Source organism: Providencia sp. PROV197, from assembly GCF_028479625.1.
Classification (GTDB): domain Bacteria; phylum Pseudomonadota; class Gammaproteobacteria; order Enterobacterales; family Enterobacteriaceae; genus Providencia; species Providencia vermicola.
This window is the reverse complement of sequence record NZ_JAMPNZ010000016.1, coordinates 65869-91648: the sequence shown is the minus strand read 5'-3', so window position 1 is coordinate 91648 and position 25780 is coordinate 65869. Positions and strand designations below refer to the sequence as shown.

Annotated in this window: 23 protein-coding genes and 2 pseudogenes; 11 read left to right on the top strand and 14 right to left on the bottom strand. The window is 40.0% G+C overall.

Annotation, left to right across the window (positions count from 1 at the left end):
* Positions 1–130: 130 nt before the first annotated feature.
* Positions 131–748 (top strand): hypothetical protein, encoded by a 618-nt coding sequence (locus PR808_RS09165; RefSeq protein WP_272539158.1) that lies wholly within the window; start codon positions 131–133, stop codon positions 746–748.
* Positions 749–1182: 434 nt separating this feature from the next.
* On the opposite strand, the gene PR808_RS09160 is transcribed toward PR808_RS09165, so the two are convergent.
* From PR808_RS09160 to lpxL, 4 genes and pseudogenes are all read right to left on the bottom strand, one after another.
* Positions 1183–1572: a phage tail fiber protein gene (locus PR808_RS09160; protein ID WP_442960058.1), complete on the bottom strand. Its 390-nt coding sequence runs from the start codon at positions 1570–1572 to the stop codon at positions 1183–1185.
* Between the two features lie 58 nt (positions 1573–1630).
* The gene (locus PR808_RS09155) at positions 1631–2770 is read right to left on the bottom strand and encodes an FtsK/SpoIIIE domain-containing protein (RefSeq protein WP_272539157.1); all 1140 of its coding nucleotides are present in this window, start codon (positions 2768–2770) and stop codon (positions 1631–1633) included.
* Positions 2721–2844, bottom strand: a pseudogene (locus tag PR808_RS20690) (type I restriction-modification system subunit M N-terminal domain-containing protein); the annotation flags it as partial. The gene PR808_RS09155 and the pseudogene PR808_RS20690, both read right to left, overlap by 50 nt.
* Before the next feature lie 519 nt (positions 2845–3363).
* Positions 3364–4287 carry an LpxL/LpxP family Kdo(2)-lipid IV(A) lauroyl/palmitoleoyl acyltransferase gene (lpxL, locus tag PR808_RS09150; protein WP_206082594.1) on the bottom strand — a complete coding sequence of 308 codons (924 nt, stop codon included), beginning with the start codon at positions 4285–4287 and terminating at the stop codon, positions 3364–3366.
* Between the two features lie 264 nt (positions 4288–4551).
* On the opposite strand from lpxL, the pseudogene PR808_RS09145 reads away from it, so the two are divergent.
* A pseudogene (locus PR808_RS09145) lies at positions 4552–4734 on the top strand (zinc-binding dehydrogenase); the annotation flags it as partial.
* A gap of 88 nt (positions 4735–4822) precedes the next feature.
* On the opposite strand, the gene PR808_RS09140 reads toward PR808_RS09145, so the two are convergent.
* From PR808_RS09140 to galE, 6 genes are all read right to left on the bottom strand, one after another.
* The gene (locus PR808_RS09140; protein ID WP_272539156.1) at positions 4823–6454 is read right to left on the bottom strand and encodes a sodium/sugar symporter; all 1632 of its coding nucleotides are present in this window, start codon (positions 6452–6454) and stop codon (positions 4823–4825) included.
* 280 nt (positions 6455–6734) lie between these two features.
* The gene (locus PR808_RS09135; RefSeq protein ID WP_206082596.1) at positions 6735–7739 is read right to left on the bottom strand and encodes a substrate-binding domain-containing protein; all 1005 of its coding nucleotides are present in this window, start codon (positions 7737–7739) and stop codon (positions 6735–6737) included.
* Positions 7740–7875: 136 nt separating this feature from the next.
* Positions 7876–8907: a galactose-1-epimerase gene (galM, locus tag PR808_RS09130; RefSeq protein WP_272539155.1), complete on the bottom strand. Its 1032-nt coding sequence runs from the start codon at positions 8905–8907 to the stop codon at positions 7876–7878.
* Positions 8908–8927: 20 nt separating this feature from the next.
* A complete protein-coding gene (gene galK / locus PR808_RS09125; protein ID WP_272539154.1) occupies positions 8928–10079 on the bottom strand; it encodes a galactokinase in 1152 nt (383 codons plus the stop codon).
* 81 nt (positions 10080–10160) lie between these two features.
* A complete protein-coding gene (locus PR808_RS09120) occupies positions 10161–11213 on the bottom strand; it encodes a UDP-glucose--hexose-1-phosphate uridylyltransferase (protein ID WP_272539153.1) in 1053 nt (350 codons plus the stop codon).
* 12 nt (positions 11214–11225) lie between these two features.
* Positions 11226–12251 (bottom strand): UDP-glucose 4-epimerase GalE, encoded by a 1026-nt coding sequence (gene galE, locus PR808_RS09115; RefSeq protein WP_272539152.1) that lies wholly within the window; start codon positions 12249–12251, stop codon positions 11226–11228.
* A 462-nt stretch (positions 12252–12713) separates the two neighbouring features.
* Here galE and PR808_RS09110 point away from each other — a divergent pair, with 462 nt between their 5' ends.
* Genes PR808_RS09110 through PR808_RS09090 form a run of 5 tightly spaced genes read left to right on the top strand, consistent with a single transcriptional unit; the run spans position 12714 to position 18002 of the window.
* Positions 12714–13427 carry an IclR family transcriptional regulator gene (locus tag PR808_RS09110; protein WP_206082601.1) on the top strand — a complete coding sequence of 238 codons (714 nt, stop codon included), beginning with the start codon at positions 12714–12716 and terminating at the stop codon, positions 13425–13427.
* A 56-nt stretch (positions 13428–13483) separates the two neighbouring features.
* The gene (locus PR808_RS09105) at positions 13484–15112 is read left to right on the top strand and encodes an OPT/YSL family transporter (RefSeq protein ID WP_206082602.1); all 1629 of its coding nucleotides are present in this window, start codon (positions 13484–13486) and stop codon (positions 15110–15112) included.
* Positions 15113–15133: 21 nt separating this feature from the next.
* Positions 15134–16336 (top strand): aminotransferase class V-fold PLP-dependent enzyme, encoded by a 1203-nt coding sequence (locus PR808_RS09100; protein WP_272539151.1) that lies wholly within the window; start codon positions 15134–15136, stop codon positions 16334–16336.
* Entirely contained in the window at positions 16333–17058 is a 726-nt protein-coding gene (gene pepE / locus PR808_RS09095) for a dipeptidase PepE (protein ID WP_272539150.1), read from the top strand. The genes PR808_RS09100 and pepE overlap by 4 nt, the downstream gene beginning before the upstream one ends.
* A complete protein-coding gene (locus PR808_RS09090) occupies positions 17058–18002 on the top strand; it encodes a DUF1177 domain-containing protein (RefSeq protein WP_272539149.1) in 945 nt (314 codons plus the stop codon). Before pepE ends, PR808_RS09090 begins: the two co-directional genes overlap by 1 nt.
* 53 nt (positions 18003–18055) lie before the next feature.
* Here the strand turns inward: PR808_RS09090 and uhpC are convergent, their stop codons facing one another.
* The 4 genes from uhpC to PR808_RS09070 form a co-directional block, all read right to left on the bottom strand.
* Positions 18056–19381 (bottom strand): MFS transporter family glucose-6-phosphate receptor UhpC, encoded by a 1326-nt coding sequence (gene uhpC / locus PR808_RS09085; RefSeq protein ID WP_206082606.1) that lies wholly within the window; start codon positions 19379–19381, stop codon positions 18056–18058.
* Positions 19382–19564: 183 nt separating this feature from the next.
* On the bottom strand, positions 19565–20194 hold the full coding sequence (locus tag PR808_RS09080; RefSeq protein ID WP_272539148.1) for an NAD-dependent dehydratase: 630 nt from the start codon (positions 20192–20194) through the stop codon (positions 19565–19567).
* 85 nt (positions 20195–20279) lie between these two features.
* The gene (locus tag PR808_RS09075) at positions 20280–21536 is read right to left on the bottom strand and encodes a type II toxin-antitoxin system HipA family toxin (RefSeq protein WP_272539147.1); all 1257 of its coding nucleotides are present in this window, start codon (positions 21534–21536) and stop codon (positions 20280–20282) included.
* Positions 21533–21856: a helix-turn-helix domain-containing protein gene (locus PR808_RS09070; protein ID WP_206082609.1), complete on the bottom strand. Its 324-nt coding sequence runs from the start codon at positions 21854–21856 to the stop codon at positions 21533–21535. Before PR808_RS09070 ends, PR808_RS09075 begins: the two co-directional genes overlap by 4 nt.
* Before the next feature lie 313 nt (positions 21857–22169).
* On the opposite strand from PR808_RS09070, the gene hemP reads away from it, so the two are divergent.
* The 4 genes from hemP to PR808_RS09050 all read left to right on the top strand — a co-directional run bounded on the left by hemP (position 22170) and on the right by PR808_RS09050 (position 25779).
* Positions 22170–22343: a hemin uptake protein HemP gene (gene hemP, locus PR808_RS09065; RefSeq protein ID WP_225819117.1), complete on the top strand. Its 174-nt coding sequence runs from the start codon at positions 22170–22172 to the stop codon at positions 22341–22343.
* 85 nt (positions 22344–22428) lie between these two features.
* Entirely contained in the window at positions 22429–22644 is a 216-nt protein-coding gene (locus PR808_RS09060) for a hypothetical protein (protein WP_206082611.1), read from the top strand.
* Between the two features lie 59 nt (positions 22645–22703).
* A complete protein-coding gene (locus tag PR808_RS09055) occupies positions 22704–24704 on the top strand; it encodes a TonB-dependent hemoglobin/transferrin/lactoferrin family receptor (protein ID WP_272539146.1) in 2001 nt (666 codons plus the stop codon).
* Between the two features lie 25 nt (positions 24705–24729).
* The gene (locus PR808_RS09050; protein WP_272516308.1) at positions 24730–25779 is read left to right on the top strand and encodes a hemin-degrading factor; all 1050 of its coding nucleotides are present in this window, start codon (positions 24730–24732) and stop codon (positions 25777–25779) included.
* Position 25780: the final 1 nt, after the last annotated feature.

The window sequence follows — 25780 nt, the reverse complement described above, 5'->3', positions numbered from 1 at the left end:
TGATTTAATTTGATTGCAATTCTGTATATTAACCAATTATTTATGTAGCTTAAATGAAACCTTTAATTTATTCTATGCATGTTATACATATACTTTTATGATAGTAGAAATCAATCAGGATATATTATATATGACAGATGATATTTTGAATAAATCGATATGGTGGGAAAAAACTGTAGAATACAATTTTGTACTAAATTCCCAAAAAGACTATGACTTAAATCTATTGACCCCTTTGGATGGCCATGTGGAATCTATTGCTGATGCTGTAGTTGGAAAAAACAATAATTTTTATATTATTGAGTTCAAGAAAACATTGGAAAAATTCAATTCAGAATATAAAAAATATAAGGGCAATGAGGAAGGTTTTAACACAGCAAAAGAAAATTGTAAAAAGCTCGATGGGTGGAGGCACCATTTTGTTATTGGGGGAATTTTAGATAAATCCCAGAAAAAAATAAAATTAGATATTAAACGATATTTTGATGTCAATAATAGCACCCCATTAGATAAAAAAGAACTTTTTCAAAATGGAATGAATAAAAATCAACTATCCGAGTATACTTCTGAACTGACTAAATTTAAAAAAAGAGATAGTGAAAGTAGCAGCTCGAGTAATTTTCGAAGTTCATTTGTTATAGCTGTTAGTAATGATAAAAAAGCACATTTCATCCCTTTAGATTATTACATTAATCTTGTACTAAAACCCAAACCTGAAAAAAAACCAAATAATAATCCCAAGCCATGACTAAAATGAAATAGAAACTATGGTATAAGCTTTCCTAATATAACTACACCATGACCTCCATGTGCACATCTAGTGCACATGATTGAAGTTCACTCAAAATATTCTTTCACAATCAATAAATTAAAAAATTATGGACTCAGATTCAACTCCCGCCAGCGTGATAGGACAACAGGTTTAAAAACAGGAAGTTAGCAAAATTAGTTGGACTACGCACTGACACAAATAGGACTACAAATGAAACGCAAATCGTACGCGGATTATTAAGTTCACTAAAAGCCCGCTTCGGTGGGCTTTTTTATTTACTGCTGCAGCGCTGTATCATTTTCATCAATAATAGTTTCCTGCGCTGCCCTTTGCGCTTCCTCTGCTGCACGTTTAGCTTCTTCTTGCGCTAATCGCTCTGCTTCTAGCTTAGCGAGTCTCTCAGCTTCAGCTTACTTTTGATTGTAGATAGAGTTTGATGGCATGTTTACACGAACATCAACCCAGTGGCCGCGGGGAGTATCACAAGGCTCTCCTGGTGTTAATTCTACCTTTTCCCCGCCCACTTCCTTCAAGAATTCAGGGTAAAGCTTGAATCGCTCATATTGAATGTTCTGGGGTAAATCATGCTTACGATAAGTCGTGTATAGAACAATGTCTCCGTCTTCATCAGGTTCAACAATACGGCCATCGAATGAATGTGGCTTGCCCTTTTCAAGTACATCATAAAGCGCATACACAAGTGGTAGCTGATTAATACCGCATGGAATCGTGATACCACCGTGAATACCGCCCCAACTCGCATCAAAGTGTAGGCCAAGAACGCCAAGTAACTGGTAAATACTGTGTGCAGTTTTTGAGTGTTATGCCATCAGCTTCTTCATTTGGGGATATTCGTGGTTACTCATACGGTGGAGCTAATACCTCACGATGACCATTGTAGCCTTGTTCACTGACTATACCTTGTAATTCTAACTGCTCTACAATCATTGCGGCTCTGTTGTAACCGATTCGGAACTGCCGCTGGATCCCTGAAATAGAAACGCGCTGTTTTTCTACAACATACTGAGTTGCTTGATCAAATAATGGGTCAAGTTCTTCGTTTAGCATACTTGTATTCTGGACATCGTTATAAAGATGAAGATAACTCGCGCTTCCCCATCGTTTGCAATAATCGACTGTATTCCTAATATCTAAGTCACTCACATAAGCACCTTGAATTCTTGTAGGCTCAGATAAACTCGGTGATGCGAATAGCATATCCCCCAAACCAAATAGTGATTCTGCACCATACTGGTCAAGGATTAAATTAGAGTCAGCCCTAGACGACATAGAAAGAGCAATACGCGTAGGGATATTAATTCGAAGCTGTGAACCGATACTGGTGGATAAAGGGCTGCGAGTCGTCAGAATGAGATGAATACCAACCGCGTGACCTTGCTGGCTCAATAGAACCAACATTTCCCCTATTTGTTTATACTCGCCAATGAGTTGGACGTAATCATCGACACAAACAATAATTTCAGGCTCATAGCCTAAATAAGGATGCTCACTATCATTCTCATTAGGGCGCCAGAAGGGATCAGGTATAGGCCTACCTAACTCTTTCGCACTTGATATGACCTTATTGTATCCACTCAAATTACGTTGATTTAATGCTCCAAATAATTTTTGTCTACGCCTTGATTCATTAACCAAAAACGTTAATGGCTTTATTGATTCAACGGAATCAGAAGCGGATGGAAATAATAAGTGGGGTATATCGTTATATAAACTGAGTTCAAGCTGGCTTGTATCAAACATCACAAAGCGAACTTTATCTGGCGAGTTTCTGTATAAAATGCTCATTACCAAGGAATGCATTAACATTGACTTGCCTGAGCACGTCACGCCCGCAATAAGCAAATGCGGCATTTGAGCCAGATCACAACCAACTGGCTCTCCTATAATGTTTTCTCCTAACATGACTGAAAGGGAAGACAACCCATAACACCAAACTAAGCACCACGTGCTTATACTCGGAGGATTCAACGCTACCACGCAGTTGATTAGCGGTATCCCAAAAGGGTTTCTTCAAAGCCTTTGGTTGGTTTTTTCGCGGGTGATTTAGCCATGTCGATAGATTCTCTTTTCTTATCAGTTATTATCGGAAAGCGCGGGTAGGGCTGAGTTAGTGTTGATTATTTTTACGCTAACTGCCGATAATATATACAAAATAGATTTGGAAAAGATTATCTCATAAAATCAGGTAGGTTTGGGCAGCTAAAGCTAAAATAATAGTCCTCTTTTCTATTCATAGAACAGTAAAAATAATAAAATTGATTATAAAAACACCAAGAGATCTATGTGTATGACGATTGTACATGATTGAGGCTGCTTAGAAATATTATCGCTTTTATCAGCTCCCCAGCTATCTATGGCTGGGGACCTGATTGCTTTGTGTATCAGTACCACATGCAAAACATAACGACTCGAGAGGCGCTATTGTAGAAATAGTTTGATAAAACGTTTTTTAATTACAACAATAACATTGCCTAGAATATTTATTTTTTTAGTATTCTCTTGCTTGCACTTCTTGTCTTAAAGACCCTTATTAGCCCTATAATCAGAAAAACACGCATATTTTATTGTCGCTAAATATATAAGGAAGCCTCTCCATCTGGCCTAGTTTTAAATCGTCTATGAGCCCATAAATACTGTTCAGGTGCTTTTATTATTTCCTTTTCTAATATGGAATTAATAATAGTGGCGTCTTGTAAAGCATCATTAGTCGGATAATTAATAATTTCTTTTCCTAGTACTAAATCATAATTAATACCATTACTATTACGTAACAATGTCACCGTCAGTGTTGGTGATTGAGACAGTTGAGCAAGCGTTGATGTGCCTTTTGAGGTAGACGTATTTTTAACTGAAAAAAATGGGGCAAATACAGTCCCTTTTCTACCAAAATCTTGGTCTGGTGCAAACCAGATGGCTTTACCGCTCTTCAATTCTTGTACCATGAATCGTAAGTTTTTTCGGTTTATCATCCCTTTTCCTGATCGGCATCGTCCTTTTGTTTGAATATACTCCATCGCTTTATTGTTATGTGGCCTATACATCGCATTAACAGGAAAACAAAGCCCCATTATCCTACCGCCCAGCTCTAAAGACATAAAGTGAACGCCAACTATGATGACCCCTTTATTTTTGCTAATAACATCTTGATAATTAGACATTCCTTTGACTTGAAATAATTTTTTTATTTTATTATCACTCCAAAACCACGCAATCCCTGTTTCAAATAATGCAATACCTAACGACCTTAAGTTTTCAGTAACGAGGTCATCTATCTCTTTGGTACTTTTATTTGGGAAACATAACTCTAAATTTCTTTTTATAATTGAAACTCTTCTTCTAATAAAATACTTCGAGTTTTCGCCCAAAAAAGCACCAAGCTTAACTTGCCATTTATAAGGAAATTTAACCAATAAAAATAAAAATACAATTCCTAACCATGTCATAGCATATTTAGGATGGAGCAACTTTATAGAAAATAAATTTTTGGTGTACATGATATTTATCAACACTTCATCTTTGCGGTATGCAATCTACGTTAGACAGTTGAATTTTTTTAAAATTCAACATCTATGATTAATTATTTATCAACGCCACGGTTTCAGCAAAAAGCTCTCACTGAGCTCATCTATACGATCGTCTATATAAATCAACCCTATCAATAAACGCATACTCTGAAATATGTTACCGCTTTGCATCTAAGTTCACTAAAAGTGATATTGTTATACCTCATATTGAAACAGCTATGATTGGTATGATGGACACCCACGATTCAAGGAATTGGTGTTGGTCATCGCCGAGCACTTGAAGATTTTGTCAGGGCTGTCGACTCAGTCAAGTTAAAACCAGTAATCGATAAATTATTCCGCTTTGACCAACTGCCAGAGGCACTGGCACTACTCAATCAAGGGGCATTTGGAAAAATCGTTATCGAAGTAAGCTGATATCTGACCCAAAATAAAATCTAGCAATAAATGACAAAACCCACTTTTGTGGGTTTTGTCATTTTATTTATATCAACACACTTGCTGATTACCAAAACAAAGCATACAACACACACAAGATAACCATAATTGCATAGGACGCAATATTGAACCCTGTTGATGTTTTAAACGTTTCAGACGTCAAGATAATCGCACCATTGCTATCATCCTCTTTTGCTGTTGTCAGGCTAATTAAGCCAATCACTATCGCAGTGAAGAAGAAGGTGTACATCATTTGGTCGAGGAATGGCATTCCAAGTGGCATTAACTTTAAAAATAATGCAAATGGAATGGAAAGCAGCACACCGATAATAGCACCTTTCGCATTGGTTTTTTTCCAGAACAGACCAAGCAGGAATACCGCTAAAATACCAGGGCTCACTAAGCCAGTATATTCTTGAATATACTGGAATGCTTGGCCAATATTCCCCAGCAGTGGCGCAATAAAGCAAGCAATAATTAACGCAATAACTGCACTAACCCGCCCAACATTCACTAATTTATGATCGGTAGTTGCTGGAGCAATATATTCTTTATAAATATCCATAGTGAAAATGGTTGCCACAGAGTTCAACATGGAGGCTAAAGAAGAAACAATCGCAGCGGCCAATGCAGCAAACACGACACCTTTCGCACCAACAGGTAAGAACTGAGTTAACCATGGATAGGCTTTATCAGCTTGCGCCAAGGTTGGCATATGTTCAGAAGCCATTGTCCCTAAGCCAGCCAGTAATGCAGGGTCAGAGACAATCACAAATGCAGCAATCCCAGGGACGACAACAAGAATAGGGACAATGAGTTTTAAGAATGCCGCAAACACTAGACCTTTTTGTGCCTCGCCAATGGATTTAGCGGCCAATGCACGCTGAATAATGTACTGGTTAAAGCCCCAATAATATAAGTTTGCAACCCATAGGCCACCAATCAGTACTGCGATACCAGGTAAGTTACTGAATTGCGGGTTATCTTGGCTCAATATCATCTCAAAGTGAGCTGGAGCCTCGCTCGCCATTCTGCTCATACCTGCAAACAAACCCGCATCGCCACCAATATAATTCACAGCCATAATCGTGGTTAAGAAGCCACCGAGGATTAGGAAGAAAACTTGCACAACATCGGTCCATGCAACTGCCGATAAACCACCATAAAGGGAGTAAATAACAGCAAACAGTGCTAAACCAAAAATAGCGTAATGCATTGGAATACCAAGGATGGTTTGTAATGCCAATGCACCTAGATAGAGTACTGAGGTTAAGTTAACAAAGATAAATAAAGCCAGCCAAAATACAGCTAAGATCGTTTTTAATGTTTTATTAAAGCGTTTTTCAACAAACTCAGGAATGGTGAATATGCCTTTATCTATAAATACAGGCATAAAATACTTAGCAACGATAATTAGCGTCAATGCGGCCATCCACTCATAAGAAGCAATGGCTAGTCCGATAGAAAAGCCGGAGCCTGACATACCAATAAACTGTTCTGCGGAGATATTTGCTGCAATTAAAGATGAACCGATTGCCCACCAAGGCAGTGTTTTTCCTGCTAAGAAGTAGTCTTTTGTTCCTTTTTTTTGCCCATTTTTATCTCGAGATACCCAAAGCCCGACGGTAATAATGATTAGCACATACAAGATAAATATCCCGTAGTCTAAAGTGCTTAATCCAACACCTTCTGTCTGCATAATAAATTTCCTTCGCCAAGTGATAACGAAGCAAGTGTAAACGTTACCACAAAATAACTCCGTTACTTGAATCACATATTTTCACCATTTTTTTACTTATGCCTATTAATCCCACAGAAATTGCACTAACAATGCAAATTCAACGTATTAAAAATAAGTAAAAGCAAGATTTTGACTAAAAAAATAAGAATACATGTTAAATACGTGACAAACCTCAAAAACAAAATGTAAACGTTATCATTTGACATTATGCTTTGTGGTTTTTATTGAGATAGAACGATTAAGAATGCAGTGGACGAACAGAGTTTCGTTGAACTAAAGTGGGAGAATAGATTAAATTATCGCCAGCGATAGTTTCACCTCGAGCTAAAGAGAGTGCCAATTGCGTGGCTTTTTCTGCCATCATTTGAATCGGATAGCGAATAGTGGTTAAACGAGGATGAATATAACGTGCGATTAATACATCATCAAACCCAATCACAGAAACTTGGTCAGGGGCATTAATTTCATTTTCATCAAGTACAGCAATAGCACCTGCTGCCATAAAATCGTTGTAGCCTACAACCGCCGTTATCGCCAAAGATTTGGTAAGCAAATTTGTCATCGCTTGTTCACCACCTTCACCATAAGGCACCCCATATTCAATATAGCTATCCGAAAGCGTTATCCCGTTGTTTTTTAAGGCATCACGGTAGCCTAACAGACGCTGTACCGCATCCTCAATTTGATGGTTTGACGAAATGTAAGCAATTTTCGTATGGCCATGGCGAATAAGATGTTCCGTCGCTAAATACGCACCTTTGTAATTATTCAGTGAAATACAGCGATTACCGATTGCTTCAATATGGCGATTTATCAGTACCATACTGGGAACTTCTTTCGCATATTCAATCAGTTCATCATCAGACAGCGCTTTAGAATGGATAATCAACGCATCACATCGGTTATTGATCAGCAACTCTATTGATTGCCGTTCTTCTTTCGCATTGTGGTAACCATTACAAATTAAAATATGTTTACCATTTTTGTGAGCTACTGCATCAACAGCTTTGACCATGACGCCAAAGAAAGGGTCTGAAACATCGTTGACTAGTACGCCAATAGTATTTGAGCTCTGATTAACAAGGGCACGTGCAGCAGCATTTGGGCGGTAGCCAAGTTTATTCATGGCTTTTTTTACGGATTCAATCGAGGCTAGGCTCGCCTTTGGTGACTTATTTATCACCCGTGAAACAGTTGCAACGGAAACGCCTGCTTCTTTCGCTACATCTTTGATTGTCGCCATCGTGCACCTCTACAATTAGGATGGCTTATTAAACAATGTGCTAGGATTAAAAACAATGGCATTACGCATAATAAAATTGTTTAAATCAAAAGAAAACACCGCCAAATCGCGGTGTTGAACATGCAAAACAATAAGTTTAGAAAATAAATTGGTAGCACGTTTCACTGATGTAAATCTGTTCGGGCTGTGAAATCGGGCTAAACTGCGCCCCCCACTCAGGGTGGTTTACTGCATTAGGGGGAAATTGCGTTTCAAATGCGACGCCTGAATAGGGGGCATATTCCCCTGTCTTTCCTGCAACTGAGATTAAATAATTTCCTGTATATAATTGCATTGATGGCATTGTCGTTAAAACATTCATTTGTACATCCCCGTTAGGAGAACGCAGTGATGCAATGGGTTGCCGAGCATTATTCAATGTATCATCAAGAATAAATGTGTGGTCGTAACCTCGAGCCGCTTTTTGGTCTGCATCTTGTAAAAAGTCGCGGCCAATTGTTTTTACACAGCGAAAGTCAAAATGTGTATTCGCTACGTTTTTCCATTCTCCCGTCGGAATACCGTCTAAATCAGTCGGTAGGTAATAGCCGCTCTGGATTTCTAACTCATGGCCTAATACGGTTTCTCCCGCCCCTTCCCCTGCAAGATTAAAATACGTATGGTTTGTTAGGTTGACTGGGCATATCTGTGTTGTTTGGTGTTGATAACGAATAACCACTTGGTTTTCTTCCGTTAATGCATAATTCACCTCAACCTTTAGCTCCCCAGGAAAGCCTTGGTCGCCATCAGGTGAAATTAGCGAAAAAGTGACTTGATGTGCATTTTGCTGGGAAATATTCCATATTCGATAACTGAAATTATCTTTTCCACCATGCAAGCAATGAACACCTTGGTTATTTGTCACGTTGTACTGTATTCCATTAACTGAAAATTGTGCATTTTTAATGCGGTTTGCCACTCTACCAACCGTTGCCCCTAAATATACCTCCTGCTCCTTTTGTTTGGTCATATTAGGGGAGCCTAAAACAACATCACGTTGCCCATTTGCGAGGGGTAAAATACAACTTAACCAGCTCGCACCTAGGTTTGTCAGGATAATTGTCATTCCTCGTCGATTGGTTAAGGTTACCACCGTGGGTTCAGATGAAACGGAGTCTCTCTCTTGCATAAACAATCCTTTGCCCTGAATTATATAACGCCTGCACCTTGGCTTGGTTGGCACACATAAATATCCGCATGTAAACCTGTTTTATTCGCATATTGAGCTTCAACCGCATTGATGACAGGCTGAACAAACTGCTGTTGCATTAGTGCGACCACACAGCCGCCAAAACCGCCCCCCGTCATGCGGACACCACCTTGAGAGCCTAGAACCGATTTCACGATGTCCACTAACGTATCAATTTCTTTAACTGTGATTTCAAAATCATCACGCATAGAAATATGCGATTGTTCCATTAACTGGCCAAGTAACAATAAATCATTTTCTGTCAGTGCTTTGGCCGCTGATAATGTGCGCTCATTTTCGCTAATGACATGCTTTGCACGCTGAGCAACAAGGGGGGACAACAAGTGTTGTTTCTGTAAAAAGTCTTCATAACTCACGTCACGCAACGCTTTAACGCCAAAGGTTTTCGCGGCTTCCTCACATTGCTGGCGACGCGTGTTGTACTCACTCCCAACCAGCCCTCGTTGTTTATTTGAGTTGATTATCATCACAACTAAATCATCAGGGATGGAAATAGGGAACAGTTCTAAGCTACGGCAATCAATCAATAAGGCGTGCCCTTCGTCCCCACACGCAGAAATAAGCTGGTCCATAATGCCGCAATTACAGCCAACAAATTGGTTTTCCGCCTGTTGACCATTAAGCGCAATCTCTTGTTGGCTAATATCTAATTGATACAAACTCTTAAGAGTCTGACCTATCACCACTTCTAATGAGGCCGAAGAGCTCAAACCTGCGCCTTGAGGAACATTTCCACTAACTGCTATATCACAACCATTAAATGAAAAACCGCGTTCTAATAAGAACTTAATCACACCACGAATATAGTTCGCCCACATTTTTTCAGGTAAAAATGTAATTTCGTCGTCTAAGCTGAATTCATCACTGTCATTATCATAATCTGCAGCAACAACACGAATAACACGATCTCCGCGTTTTGATGCCGCTGTCATGGTTTGGTAATCAATGGCACAAGGTAAAACAAAGCCGTCGTTATAATCGGTATGTTCACCAATTAAATTGACCCGTCCAGGCGCTTGAACATAGATATTAGCGGGGTAACCAAATGTTTTTTCAAACGAACTAGCAACCGTCTGTTTTAGTAATTCCATTATCGTGTTCCTTAATCATAAAATTGATTTGCTCGGAAAATAAAAACCAAACAAATATTAATTAGGTGTGTTTCTGTAGGATTAGCACTGTTTATAGTGCTGTTCACTCACATCTCTTAGTCGTTGAGCCGCCTGCTCAGGGGTTAAATCACGCTGTGTTTCTGCCAGCATTTCATAGCCCACCATAAATTTTTTCACGGTTGCAGAACGCAGTAATGGCGGGTAGAACAGCGCATGTAACTGCCAATGTTCAATGTTTTTAGGTTCTTTAAAATAAGGGGCGAAGTGCCATCCCATTGAATAAGGAAAAGAACATTCAAATAGGTTGTCGTAACGACAGGTCAGTTTTTTCAGCGCAACACTCAAGTCCAAACGAATGGCATCGCTCATCTCATCCATGCGTTTAATGTGTTGTTTTGGCAATAATAAGGTTTCAAATGGCCAAGCAGCCCAATATGGCACCAGTGCTACCCAGTGCTCAGTTTCAACCACTATGCGAGAGCCATCCAGTCGCTCTGCGTTAACATAATCCATCAGTAAGTTAGTGCCATTGCGTTGATAATATTCAGATAAAAAATGATTTTTACGCTCAATTTCATTAGGCAAAAAGTCACTCGCCCAAATTTGCCCATGGGGATGTGGCTGTGAACACCCCATAATTTCACCTTTGTTTTCAAATACCTGAACCCATGTATAACACTTACTTAGTTCACTAATCTGCTGCTGCCATGTGTCTATCACGCCGCCAATTTCAGACAATGAAAGTTCAGGTAAGGTTTTACTGTGATCTGGCGAAAAACAGATCACTCGGCTAACGCCGCTCACTGATTGAGTTTGAAATAATTCAGACTGGTTTTTCGGTTGCGCGCAGGCATCTGCCAATAAAGCACCATGGTCATTTTGAAAAACATACGTTCCTTGATAGTTAGGGTTCACTTCCCCTGAAACCCGTGTATTGGTTGGGCAAAGAAAACAATCAGCATCATAATGGGGTAAGTTTTCTACCGCAGGCTTTTCATCCCTACCACTCCAAGGGCGTTTAGCTCTGTGAGGGGAAACTAACACCCATTGCCCAGTGAGTGGGTTATAACGGCGATGAGGGCAGTCTGAGGGGTTAAATTTCATTGTGTTCATCCAATTACTCTCCTATTCACCGTAACCATTGGGATTATTTGATTGCCAACGCCAGCTATCTACCGCCATATCATCAATGGTACGGCACGTTTTCCAACCAAGTTCGCGATACGCTTTTTCAGGGGTTGACCAATATTCGGCAATATCCCCCGCACGACGTGGTTCAAACACATAAGGGATGGGTTTTCCTACGGCTTTTTCAAAAGCCTGCAATACTTGCAGCACACTGACACCGCAACCCGATCCTAAATTATAGGTGTGCAGCCCCGCTTTATGGCCGACCCCCTGTAATGCAGCGACATGTCCATCCGCCAAATCCATCACATGGATATAATCACGAACCCCTGTTCCATCAATGGTTGGGTAATCGTTTCCATAAATAGCCAGTTTTTCCCTTTTTCCAACAGCGACCTGTGTAATATAAGGTGTTAAGTTATTTGGGATACCCTGAGGGTCTTCACCAAGTAATCCTGAAGAGTGTGCGCCAACGGGGTTAAAATAGCGCAACACCGATATCGACCAAGTGTTATCTGCTTGATAGAGATCCCTAAGACAACGTTCAACCATGTATTTACTTGTGCCATAGGGGCTCTGAGTATTCCCTGTCGGGAAATCTTCAGTAATAGGTAATGTATGAGGCTGTCCGTATACTGTTGCGGAAGAACTAAAAATCAAACGCTTTACGTTCACTTTTTGCATGCAGCGCACTAATACTAAGGTTCCATTGAGGTTAACATCATAATATTCAATCGGTTTTTCGACTGACTCACCGACTGCTTTTAACCCTGCAAAATGGATCACTGAATAAAATTGGTGGGAGGCAAAGATCTCATTGAGTGCTTGCTCGTCACGAACATCACATGGGTAAAATACAGGTCGAACCCCCGTTAACTTTTCAATGCGATTAAGGACTTCCCGCTTTGCGTTATACAAATTATCAACGATAACAGGTGAAAACCCTGCTTTTATTAGTTGAATACAAGTATGGCTGCCGATATACCCTAACCCACCTGTGACCAACACTTCAGTCAGTTGCATTTTTCACCTCTACACGTTTTTTAATCTTTAAACTTGCCATTACTGCGGAGTATAACAATGAGTCATTGCCCGCTTCTGTGATCAACCTCGACTTAGTGTAAACGTTTACACAAAAAATATAAAGGCTCCCTGAAAATAACCAAAAAATAAGAGTGAAGGAAAACCACACTATTTATTTAGCTCAATGAAAGTATTCTCTCGTTTGGATTGTGTCGCTAGTAGGAACACACTAAAAAAAATAAAATCATTAAAATTCAATTCATTAGAATAGACATTAAAAATTCAAATATAAAAAACTGATTAATTAAGTGATCCAATTAACACTGCAGCAACAATCCATTTACTTCACCAGTCATTTAATCTAATTATATCTTTACTAGATATAGGAACACTGTTCCTCAAGAAGGAACGATAGAGATAACAATAAAATCGCATTCTCACGTTAACGCATAGGGGAAATTTATGAATAATCGACTACAATCTGCGGGTTTTGTCCTCGCTCTGCTTGATTATTTCTCAATTAGCAAACCAATATGGGGAGTGCGAGAACTCGCACGCCATATTGATAAGAGCCCTTCTGTTGTCCAACGTGGCTTTAATATTTTAGAAGAACAAGGCTTTCTCCAAAAAAATAAAAATAAAGAGTATTTATTAGGTTTGCGCTGTATTGAAATTGGTCACCTTGCGAATAACACACGACAATTTTCGCAATTAGCAAATGACTACTTACGTCCCCTTGCGGATAAAACCCATGAGACTATTTTTATCTATCGTCGTTATAATGACATTGCTATTTGCAATTTTATTTTAGAAAGTGAGCACCTTATTCGTTTTACTTCAAAAGAAGGTGAAGCATTATCATTGCATGAAGCACCTTTTACCCAAATTATTCTCAGCTCGATGGATGTCTCCTATATTGATGAGTATCTTGAAAAACATGATTTACAAGACAATGAAACATTGAAGAAACAATTAAAACTGTATTCTGATGAAGGCTACGCTTATTCCAAAGAAGCTTATTTAGTGGGCACACAAGGATTATCCGTTCCCATTTTTTCATTTGAAAAAGGCGTTTTAGGTTCACTTTGCATTGCTGCATCAAGCCAAAGTAAAAATTTAACTGAATATTACCCATTATTAAAATCTACAGCCAGTAAGTTATCCGCCATATTCTAAATATGGAAATATAAATTATAAAAATTAAATAATAATTAATTAAAATAGGTAACTCTATGAATCTATCTCATGATAAAAATGATACTGAGGTACGTGTATCTATTTTCTCACCAGCAATATTAATTGCTATTGTTATATTATCTTTTGTGGGTGCCATTATTGGCATTCAAATTATTGTCACACTCGGAATATCTGCAAATACATCCATTATAGGTGCCGTATTAGCTATTTTATTATCTCGGTTACCTATTGGTATATTTGCTTCATTTAAGTTTATAGATGCACAAAATTTAATTCAAACCAGTATTTCTGCTGCCACCTTCGCCGCCGCTAATGGCCTGATGGTTGCTATCGGTGTACCTTGGGTACTCGGCCTTCCAGAACTGATTTACCCTATGATGGCAGGGGCTTTTTTTGCCATTATCATTGATGGCACAATGTTATACGGTCTATTTAATACTAAAGCTTACCCAGCAAGTGCATCATGGCCAGCGGGTGTTGCTACGGCAGAAACACTATGGGCAGGGAATAAAGGTGGAAAACGGCTAGGCGCATTACTTGCTGGATTTACTGCGGGTGCAGTTGGTGCAGGATTCGGCATCCCGATGGCATCTGCGGGGATTGCCCTAATTGGCAGTATCTTTGCCTTATTCATGTTTGCAATTGGTTTACTCATTCGAGGGTTTTCTGAGTCAGGCTTAATTACTTATAATTTATATGAAAACTATGTCCCTCATGGGGTGATGATTGGTGCAGGCATTGTTGCGTTAATTCAAATTGGTGCGATTGTTTTTCGTCAGAAAAAAAATGACGACCCAATACAAGAAGAAAGCGAAGAACTCGCTCAAAGTAGCCGCCGCATTAAGTCAACGTTAATGAAAGGTGCCATCTTTTATTTCTTAACGGCATTAGCACTAACATTCATTAGCCAAATATTTGTCACTATGACATTACCTCAGTTAATTGGCTTTCTGATTTTTGCCACGCTAGCTGCCTTAATTCAAGAAATGATAGTCGGCATGGCCGCCATGCACTCTGGCTGGTTTCCCGCCACCGCAGCTGCACTTATCTCACTCATGATTGGTATTTTACTTGGCTTTCCGCCAGAGGCGCTTGCTGTGCTTGTCGGTTTTTGTGTCGCCACAGGCCCCGCCTTTGCCGATATGGGGTTCGACCTAAAAACGGGCTTTATGATCCGCGGGTATGGCAAAAACCAAAGTGCGGAACGTTTTGGCCGTAAACAACAATACTTTGCCTCCATTATTGGTTTTACCTGCGCATTGATTGTGGTTGCGCTCACTTATGATTTCTATTTTCAACAAGACAAAATTGTCCCTGCCTCTCGTTTATACGCTGCCACTATTCAAGCGGGAAGCTCGTCTGATGTCGCCATGATGCTGCTCCTGTGGGCTATCCCTGGTGCAGTGATCCAATTAATTGGCGGTGCAAAACACCAAATTGGCGTTCTATTTTCCACAGGCTTGATGATCAACTACCCCATCGCGGGCTGGACAGTCCTCGTCGCGTTAGCCGTGCGGATAATCATTGAGCGCTTCTTTCATGTTAGCTCCGACAAAATATCAACCTTTGCAGGCGGTTTGATTGCAGGCGATGCGCTGTATTCAACAGCAAAAGCCTTCTTACCCACCATAAAAGCCAAGCTGCTCGCTTTATGGACTCGCTAATTTGATGAGAGGAAATAAATAATGACGAACAAATGGTCTCACGTCGCAAACGATACTTTGGTTTCACAACATTTTGCGTATTTTGACACTGGAGCAGCGGCGCCTCCACCAAAACAGGTCATTGATGCTGTAAAAAATTACCTTGATAAAACTGCAGAGCTAGGTATCTATCTACCCAGTTTTCGAAAAGAAACATACCAACAAGTTGAAATCTGCCGTCAGAAAATGGCGGCCTTTATCGGTGCGAAAGAAACCGAAATTGCTTTTACCAAAAATGGGACAGAATCCATCAGTTTAATTGCCCGCGGGATCACATGGCAGCCTGGAGATGAAGTAATCATCCCAGATACTGAAATGCTCAGCAATATCGCTATTTGGCAATTATTGGCTGACGAAAAAGGCATAAAGGTTGTTACTGTTCAGGCAGATAACCAAGGCGTTATCGACCCGATATCAATCAAAGAAGCCATTACACACAAAACCAAACTGCTAAGCTTTGTCGCACTTTCGAATATCACAGGCGTTATGCAACCTGTTAAAGCTATTTGTGAAATCGCAAAACAGCACAACGTGCTCAGTCACGTCAGTGCTTCACAAGCACTTGGTATGTATCAAGTTAATGTTAATGATTGGCAATGTGATTTTATGTCCTCTTGTGGGCGCAAAGGATTAAGAGCCATCGAAGGCAGTGGCATTCTTTTTGTTAAAGAAGATAAGATTACGTCGATGATACCGATGTTAGCGGGGTGGTGGAATAGCAGCATTGATAGTAATACAGGCCATATTGTTCTGCCTAACACAGCCAAACGGTTCGAAGCTGGCTGCCCTAATGTGCCTGCGATTATCAGTTTAAATACCGCATTAGACTATGCAAATCAGTTAGGCATCTTGCAGATAGAGGAACGAAATCGCGAATTAACTACCTATGCGATGAAAAAACTTGCCTTATTATCTGGTATTGAAATTTACGGCCCTGATAATAGCCACCAGCGAATAGGTATTATTCCATTTAATATTCGCGAGATTCACTCTGATTTATTAATGCAGAAATTAGAAACCAAAAATATCATCATTGAGTCAGGCCATTTTATGGCAACTGCTATTTTAGAATTTTATCACATAGAGAAAATGGCACGTATCTCCCTGCATTATTTTAATAACGAAAATGAAATTGACAGATTAATAACCGCTCTTCAAGAAATAATTAAGGAATATAAAAAATGACAAAGGCACTATTAATGAGCAGTTCACGTATGGGAAATATGAATTATTTAGAACATGCAGATGAACAAATTCACCGTTTATTACAACATAAAGAACAAGAAATTTTATTTATCCCTTACGCTGCTGTGACATTTAGCTTTGATGATTTTGAAGCTATTGTTCAACCTGTCTTTAACGCTTTAGGGTACAATTTAAAATCAATTCATCGTTTTAATGACCCAGTTTCAGCTGTTAAACATGCACAAGCCATTGCTATTGGGGGTGGAAACACATTCGCACTCCTAAAACGCTTATACGATGCCAAAATTGTTGAGCTAATTTCACAACGCGTCAAACACGAAGCAACACCTTATATGGGGTGGAGCGCAGGTAGTAATGTCGCAACACCAAGCATACGAACAACCAATGACATGCCGATTGTTCAGCCTCCGTCTTTTCATGCCCTGAATATCGCCCCTTTTCAAATCAATCCACATTTTATTTCTGGCAAATCTGTCGGCCATAATGGTGAAAGCCGCGAAGAGCGCTTAAATGAATTTTTAACGATTAATCCGAGTGAAGAATTAATTGCCTTATATGAAGGTACAGCTCTATTCATTGAAAATGAACAAGGTACTATTTTAGGTGACCAGAATGCACTTTGGTTGAGAGGGCCAAATGAGATTGAAGAGATTTCGGCAAATCATCCATTTCGCTTAGATATGATTAAAGGAGCCAACTAATGTCACTTAATTATATCAGTCAAGTGTATGACTTACTTGATACCCCCCAAGTTGATGGTGCCAAAATGGCAGAATTGCTGCGTTCAGTGGGGGTAGAACACGCCAATATTCAAGTCACGTCTATTCCCTATGAAGCACCTGAAGATCCTAGCCAACTGTGTCATTTTATTAAAGTAACACTTAAGGGTACTGAAGGTAAGCTTTCGGGTGGCAGCTACCCCACATTAGGCATCATCGGCCGTTTAGGTGCTCAACAAGCACAACCCAATAGAATGGGGTTAGTATCAGATGCGGATGGCTCGATTGTTGCGTTTGCCAGCGCCATGAAACTACTGGATATGGCAACTAAAGGTAACCGCTTAAAAGGTGATGTAATTATTTCCTCACATATCGCCACTCATGTATCAATCACCCCCCATGACCCTGTCGACTTTATGGGGATGCCTGTTTCTTCATCAACAATGAATACCTATGAGGTTGATGAACAAATGGATGCGATTTTGTCAATCGACACATCGAAAGGAAATAGCATCATTAAGCACCGAGGTATTGCTATTTCACCAACCGCAAAACAGGGGTATATTTTACGCGTATCCCCTGACTTAGTGCGTTTGTTGGAGTACGCAACAGGCGATGTGGCCAAAACATTCCCAATTACAACGCAAGATATTTCCCCTTATGACAACGGGGTTTATCACTTTAATTCAATCATGCAACCGCATGTCGCCAGCCCTGCCCCTGTTGTTGGTTTAGCCATTACCGCTAAAACCATCGTTCCAGGGAGTGATACTGGTGCAAGTTATGAAAGTGAACTCATTGATGCAACGCGTTTTACGGTGGAAGTCGCTAAGCAATTTTGTTGGGGTCGCATTCAGTTTTATCAACAAGATGAATATGAAGAGCTTTATAATTTATATGGCTCATTAGCCCAAATACAAGGTTAATCACTTTACCCAAAAAAGCCCACAATAGTGGGCTTTTCAATATGTTAAACATATTAATCTTCTATTATCACTTTCTTTTTGGTCATTACCATTGCAATGATCAACAATAAAATTAAGAAAATAGATAAAGTTAATAGTAAAGAATAGAAACCGTTCCACTGGTATTTTTCAATCACAATGGATAATGGATAACCTGCAATTGACGCACCTATATAGGCAAATAAGCTCACGAAACCTGTCGATGCACCAGCAGCATTTTTATGGGAGTTTTCAGCAGCAGCCATAGCAATTAAGAACTGTGGGCCAAAAATAAAGAAACCCGTCATAAAAAATAAGAACGAAAAGACATATTCATTATCAACAGGTACAATCCATAAACAGAATGATGTGATAATAATACCCAATGCGTAAATTACGTTCATTTGCGCACGGTTACCTTTAAAGATTAAATCAGAACCCCATCCTGCAACAATTGCACCGAAGAAACCGCCAATCTCAAACATCATGACAACAGCATTAGCCGAAAGCAAATTAAAGCCATGTTCTTCGATTAAATATAAATTAGCCCAGTCATTAATACCTGTTCTGACGATATAAATAACCGCATAGGAAATCGCGAGAACCCAAAGGACTTTATTTTTGAAGATGTATTCGTTCAGAATTTTACCTAAAGGCAAACCAGCCCCTTTAGCTTCATACTTTAATTCCTCAAGGTCATTACGCCACTCACCCACAGTGGGTAACCCCATGGTACGAGGCCTATCACGCAAAAGAATACATAACCCAATACCAATCACAATGGCAATGATACCAGGAATGATCATCCCATAGCGCCAACCTAACGCAAGTGCAACTCCCCCTGATAAGATGGGAATTATCGCCCCACCAATATTATGGGAAGTATTCCAAATCGCCCACCAAAGACCACGCTCATTACGCGAATACCACGTATTGAGGATTTTGGCACAAGGCGGCCACCCCCAACCTTGGAAGAACGCATTCACCATCCATAAGAAAATAAACATCGATATTGAAGAGGTTAAACCGAATAGAATATTCACAACGCCCGTTGCGATTAAACCAATTCCCATAAAATAGCGCGGATTCGACCTATCACCGATAATACCAGAAAGGAATTTAGATGCGCCATAAGTTAGGTAGAACGCGGTACCTACCATACCGATGTCAGCCTTAGTGATCCCTAAGTCAGTGAGCATCTCTGGCATCACGAAGTTAAAGCTTTTGCGTGTGAAATAAAAAACTGCGTAGCCAATGTAGCTCACAATCATTAAATGTAATCGCCAGTATTTGTATTTAGCGTCGATTTCAGATTTCGACATTGTGACTGGTATATCTGGTTGTTCCTTAAATATTGACATATTTAACCCCGTCTAAAAGTACAAGCAGGCAAAAATATGACAATAAACATGCAGCAACAATAAGTGAATACACTTAAATATTACATTTTTGTTACGTTTTTGTTTCAAAATGTTGTGTGCGTCAAATAATGCATTTTTTCTTATTTTATCTATAACACTAAAATAAAAGTGCTCAGTAAATTGTTATGCAAGTTGTTTCGATGAAATAATTCTCACCCCTTTTTCTGAATGAATAGCTGAATTTAGCAAAGCGCTAGCAATATTTTTTGCAGGGCTAATTTGGCAACTCGCAGGTAATATTCGGGATAAACAAGAAATAAGACGAATAACAATAACTTCACCAAGGCGCTCTTGATTGCGATGACCACTAATGACATTAGGACGCACTAATGTCAATGACTCAAAATTCAAGGCGATTAAGCTTCGTTCAAGCTCCCCTTTTATTCGGCTGTAGAAAAATGGTGAGTTTGCATTAGCACCTAATGCAGAGGTTAACGCATAAGTTGGACACCCCCATTTTTTGGCAAGTTTTGCGCACTCTAAGGGATAAGTGTAATCAACTTGGCGAAACGCAGATTTTGAACCCGCCACTTTCATTGTTGACCCTAAAGTGCAAATCACCGCATCCACTTCCCATATCATCGCATCATCGGGAAGCTGTTCAAAATTAACAATCGGTGCGAATAATTTGGGATGCTCAGGTAATGCATGGCGTACAGGGGCAACAATTTGGCTAATTCGAGAGTCTGCAAGCGCTTGCTCTAACACATGACTACCCACTAACCCTGTTGCACCTATTAGTAATATTTTCATGGATAATCCTCATAAATTAGAAATAAGGCCAATAATGCGGACTCAAAAAATATCCGTATCAATGCACTGAATATAGAAAGTTATTTTAACCAATCCGAAAATCATCACTTAACTGAGCCCAGTGCCTAATTAATTGTTCTTTCTGTTCTTGGAACATAGGCAACTCCTTTAGCATCAAGGGCCAATACGCTCTCGCATGTTGCATAACATCTAATAAATGAGGCTTGATGACAAGCCAAGGAACACCAACTTTTTGTGCCCACTGTTCAAAATGCGCCAACGTAATCTCATTCCATTGTTTTGTACCAACAAATTTTAATGCAAGTTTATCGTTCGCAATGTAAGGACTCGTGAAAACCACATCATATAATGGTGATAGGCAAGGGGATATTTTATCTCGGTAGATTAGTGACCAATTTTTTAAATGGGTATCTCCATTACCTAATAAAATATTAATTAACAATCTCCTCGCCATTTGTTGAATATCTTTATATTTTTCTGAACTTGAATAATAAAGCGTGCTTCCTAAAATTTCATAATTTGCTTTTTGATACTTATCAGTGGGATATAAACCAAATATTTGAGCAAAATCCTCCGTATGAATTCGGCCTTCTGGGCTACGATCAAACCGTTTAATCCCATAAGCATATTCCTCATCAGCCAACTTTATATCTGGAAGATCCTCAAGCTCTGCTAACTTAATTAACCGTATTTCGGGGATGTCTGCCCCTGCACTTTCAGCTAATCTCATGCAGGTATATTCATTGACTGGAACACCCTGGTGCATTGTGGAAGGCGTTTTAACAATCCACATATCCTCTGAAATTTCTTGATTAATATAGTAGCGTCCATCTAAATAAGAAGACGAAAATTTTATTTGAACGCCCGCTAATGAAAATTTGTTATCTGAATGCTTAACATCAATTTGTTGTGGTTCAGTCGAAGTTCGATATTGTAAAGCCCAATCAGGCACTTTTCCAGCACGAATTGGTTCTACATATAATGCCCCAGATAAATTACGTCCTAAATATGCCAAGAGCGCAAATTCATTGTCTATCTGACATTTAATCATTTTTGCAGTGTGTTCCCTTAAAGCCCCTTCAGGTAACAAATTGGACAAAATAGGAGGGAGCTTTATTCGACTCATTAATGGGCTATCAAGATAATCTGTGTCCATTAACTGCCGCAATGTGAACACTGGACGCTCTAGCACTGACATACCCACAAAGTCAGGATGAAAAACGAGTATATTCCTTCCCCCTACATAATGAACAACAATGGCAACCTCTAAACCATATAACTGGATCCTGAGTCCTTCAACATTTTCAGTTTGTTTACTCATTTCGTCCTCGTGATATTTGTCCAAAAATCTAAATCATCACTCTGTGAGGTTTGTAAATCTTCCTGGTCATCTGGCAGGTGTGTTTTTTCAGCATTAAATTGTAATGATGTTTTATGCGAATCTTTCTGTACAATTGAAAGCGCTAAGTCTAACCCTTCAAGCACACGAAGAAATGTTGATAATTTAATATCGTTACCTGCTTCAACACGTTGGTATTGTTGCTGCTTCATACCAATACGCATGTACATATCTTTTTGCTCAAGACCTAAATTTTTGCGTTGTTTAATCAATGTGCTCGCTATTTTTTTAATCTCGTCCATACCCACCTCAAATTACAACTTAAGTGATGTTTATTACTCAATAATACAACTTTAACATTGTAAAACTTCAAAATACAACTTAAATATTGTACAAACCAAAAAAACAACCTGCAGATTGTTTAAATTAAAAATTACAACAAAAGAGTTGTATTGTAGCTTTAATACAATAACTAAGTTGTTTTTAATTCAAAATTTGCAGCTTGTAGCTCTTTTGTTGTTTGATTGTGAAAATCACTTGATATTGGCCATAATTATAAAGATAATCATTCTCAATATCATTTCTGTTATCAGTATAGTTAGCATGGTAAATAATATGACAGCGCCAGTTGCAGAAAATATCGCCGAAACGGCCAAGCAAACAATCAAAACTGACGTCGTAGAGAGCCAACAGCTCTTGGGGCCGACAGGAAAGGTTTCCATACAGCACAATGGCGAGCTTTACCAGTTAAGGCAAACACGTACAGGTAAATTGATTTTAACGAAGTAACGTTCCAACAAAAATTTTATTCGCAAGCCACCTAGGTCACTCATCCAGGCAGCCAGCTTAATCTAAAACATAGGAATCGGTTTCTATGGAGTTTAAACTGTCGTCTGTATTTGCTGATTTTTCATCCAAAAAGCAAGCAAAAAGGTCATACTCCGACCGCGTAAAATTCGCAATCATCACTCGCACACTTTGCGATATTCCTGCGCATCTTACATTCGAAGCTCCCCATGTAATGCCTATTTCCTATCCTCCTGATGGGCAATCCGCCTGTCTATATGCATTTTCACCATTACATAAATAGCCTTTTATTTTCGCTAGTTAGCCTAGCAAAAAATGAAATTTTTACGGAGTATCACCATTATGTCTCATGTTTTACGGATATCCGTGTTGACCAGTGCGATCCTAAGTGTCATCGCCAGCGCTCATGCACAAGCGGCTGAACCCTCAACGACTAAAAAAAGCAATGACGTCATGACTGTTTATGCAACAGGGACTGAACGTGATAGCTTTGATGCGCCCATGATGGTAAGCGTGATTAAAAATGACTCACCTGAAACCCAAACGGCAAGCACGGTTAATGACATCCTACGCAAAGTTCCCGGCATTAACGTGGCAGGCACAGGCCGTTCAAATGGGCAAGATGTCTCTATGCGTGGCTTTGACCGCCGAGGGATCTTGACCCTAGTAGATGGCGTTCGCCAAGGCACCGACACAGGTCATGTGAATGGCACATTTATTGACCCTGCTCTGATTAAACAAGTTGAAATCATTCGAGGCCCATCCGCCCTGCTCTATGGTAGCAGTGCAATGGGGGGAGTCATCGCATGGGAAACCGTTGATGCTAAAGACCTACTACGCGATGGGCAAAATCACGGCTTTCGCGTATTTTCCCAAGCTGCAACAGGTGACCATAGCTTTGGTTTTGGTGGTACAACGTTCGGGCGTACCGATAACCTCGATGGTGTTTTTAGCTTTGTAACAAAAGAAGTGGGTGATATTCGCCTCAGTAATGGCGATGATATGGATAACAAAGAAACTATTGCCAACCTGCTAGCCAAAGGCACATGGCAAATTAATGACGAACAGAAGCTTGCAGGTCAGGTTCGTTACTATAATAACGACGCCCATGAACCTAAAAATCCACAGGCATTGAATGTCGGTAAAGATAACCTACAAGTTAACCGCACCACACGCCAACGTGATGCACAGGCAACTTACCAGCTCAACCCTGCATCACAAGATTGGTTAAACCTAAAAGTTACCCCTTACTATTCAGAGGTCAATATTACAGCAAAAGGGATTGGAACCCCTTATGAAGGCCGCACACAAAAAACCTACGGCTTAAAAGCAGATAACCGTTCTAACGTTTATGATTTACCGCTGGCAGCTCATAACCTCACCTATGGCAGCGAAGCTTATAAGCAAAAGCAAACCCCTTACGCAAACACAACCCAATTCCCTGATGCGGATATCACCTTTGCTTCTGGCTTCTTGCAAGACGAAATTGCCCTAAAAGACTTACCCGTGTCATTTATTGTGGGGACACGTTATGACCACTATAAAGCAAAAGCAAAAGGCAATGAGGACGTTAAAGCAGATAAATGGTCATCAAAAGGTGCGGTAAGCATTACGCCAACAGATTGGTCCATGCTATTTGCATCCTACTCTGAGGCTTTCCGTGCGCCGACAATGATGGAAATGTATAACGATGCAATTCATTTCCCTATGGGGCCCAACAAATACAACAGGTGGCGACCAAACCCAAACTTAAAACCAGAAACAGCTCAAACTACTGAATATGGGATGGGATTACGTTTTGATGATTTATTGATGGAAAGAGATAACCTGCAATTTAAAGCCAGCTATTTTGATACAAAAGCCAAGGATTATATCAATACAAGCGTTAACTTTGCTGAAGGTTATACCACATCTGTTAATGATAAACGCGCCAAAATTTGGGGTGTAGATGCATCACTGGATTATACAACAGACTATTTCACGTGGAACCTAGCCTACAACCGTACAACAGGCAAGAACGAATATGACGGCAAATCAATTACGTCAATCAAGCCAGAGTCATTAACCAGTAACCTGTCGGTTCCTGTTGCTAATAGCGGTTTCTCTGTGGGCTGGTTAGGGGAATTTACCCGCCACACCGACTTTAATAAGGCCTCTAAAGCTAAGCAACAAGCTGGCTATGCCGTCCATGATTTCTACGTTAGCTACCAAGGCGACGGTGCACTCAAAGGTTTAGGCACGAGCGTGGTGTTAGGCAATGCCTTCGACAAAGAATATTACTCATCACAAGGCATTCCTCAAGATGGACGTAATGCCAAGCTACTGGTCAGCTTCCAGTGGTAATTCATACAATACTAAGGAGATAGACGTGAATCCAACCATTTTCGAGCGTTACCAACAAGCCAAAGCAGATAACAAAGCCAAATACGCTCGTGATCTTGCCGCTTACCTGAATATTTCTGAAGCACAGCTACTGCACAGCCGTGTGGGTCATGATAAAGCCGCGCGTTTAGAAGTTGACGCGCCAACCTTGTTGACTGAATTAGCGGCAGTTGGGCAAGTCAAAGCCATTACCCGCAATGAATATGTGGTGCATGAACAAGTGGGTCGTTATGACAATGCAACATTCAGCCCTCACGGTGGTTTGATTTTAAACCCTCGCGCGCTTGATTTGCGCATGTTTTTTTCCCATTGGGATGCGATTTTCGCACTGACAGAAGACACCAAACACGGTGAACGCCACAGTATCCAGTTCTTTGATAAACAAGGTGATGCGCTGCATAAAGTCTACACCACAGATGAAACTGACATGACGGCTTGGCAAGCACTGATTGAAAAATATACTACCGAAAATAACCGTGAATTAGCCCATGTACCCGCTACGCCATTCACTAACCAACCTGTTAGTGATGAACTAAAACAGCAATTAGAACAAGAATGGCGCAACATGACCGATGTGCACCAATTTTTTGTGTTATTGAAAAAGAATAATTTGAGCCGCCAGCAAGTTTTCGCCGCTGTGAGTGATGATTTAGCCTGGAAAGTGCCGAATGATTCCTTCAATCAGCTGATTAACACAGCGTTCAATGATCAGAACGAAATCATGATTTTTGTGGGCAACCGCGGATGTGTGCAAATTTTCACTGGTGAAATCAAAAAAATCATGCCATATCAGAGTGAAGGTTCAGACTTGAAATGGCTTAACATTTTCAATCCTGATTTTACCTTACACATGATTGAAAATGGTATTCATGAGTGCTGGGTAACACGCAAACCAACGCAAGATGGCTTTGTGACTAGCCTTGAAGTTTTCGATATTGAAGGGAATCAAATCGCACAAATGTACGGTCAACGCACTGAAGGTACGCCAGAGCAAGAACAATGGCGCCAGCAAGTCACTGCGTTACCCCGCATTTAAA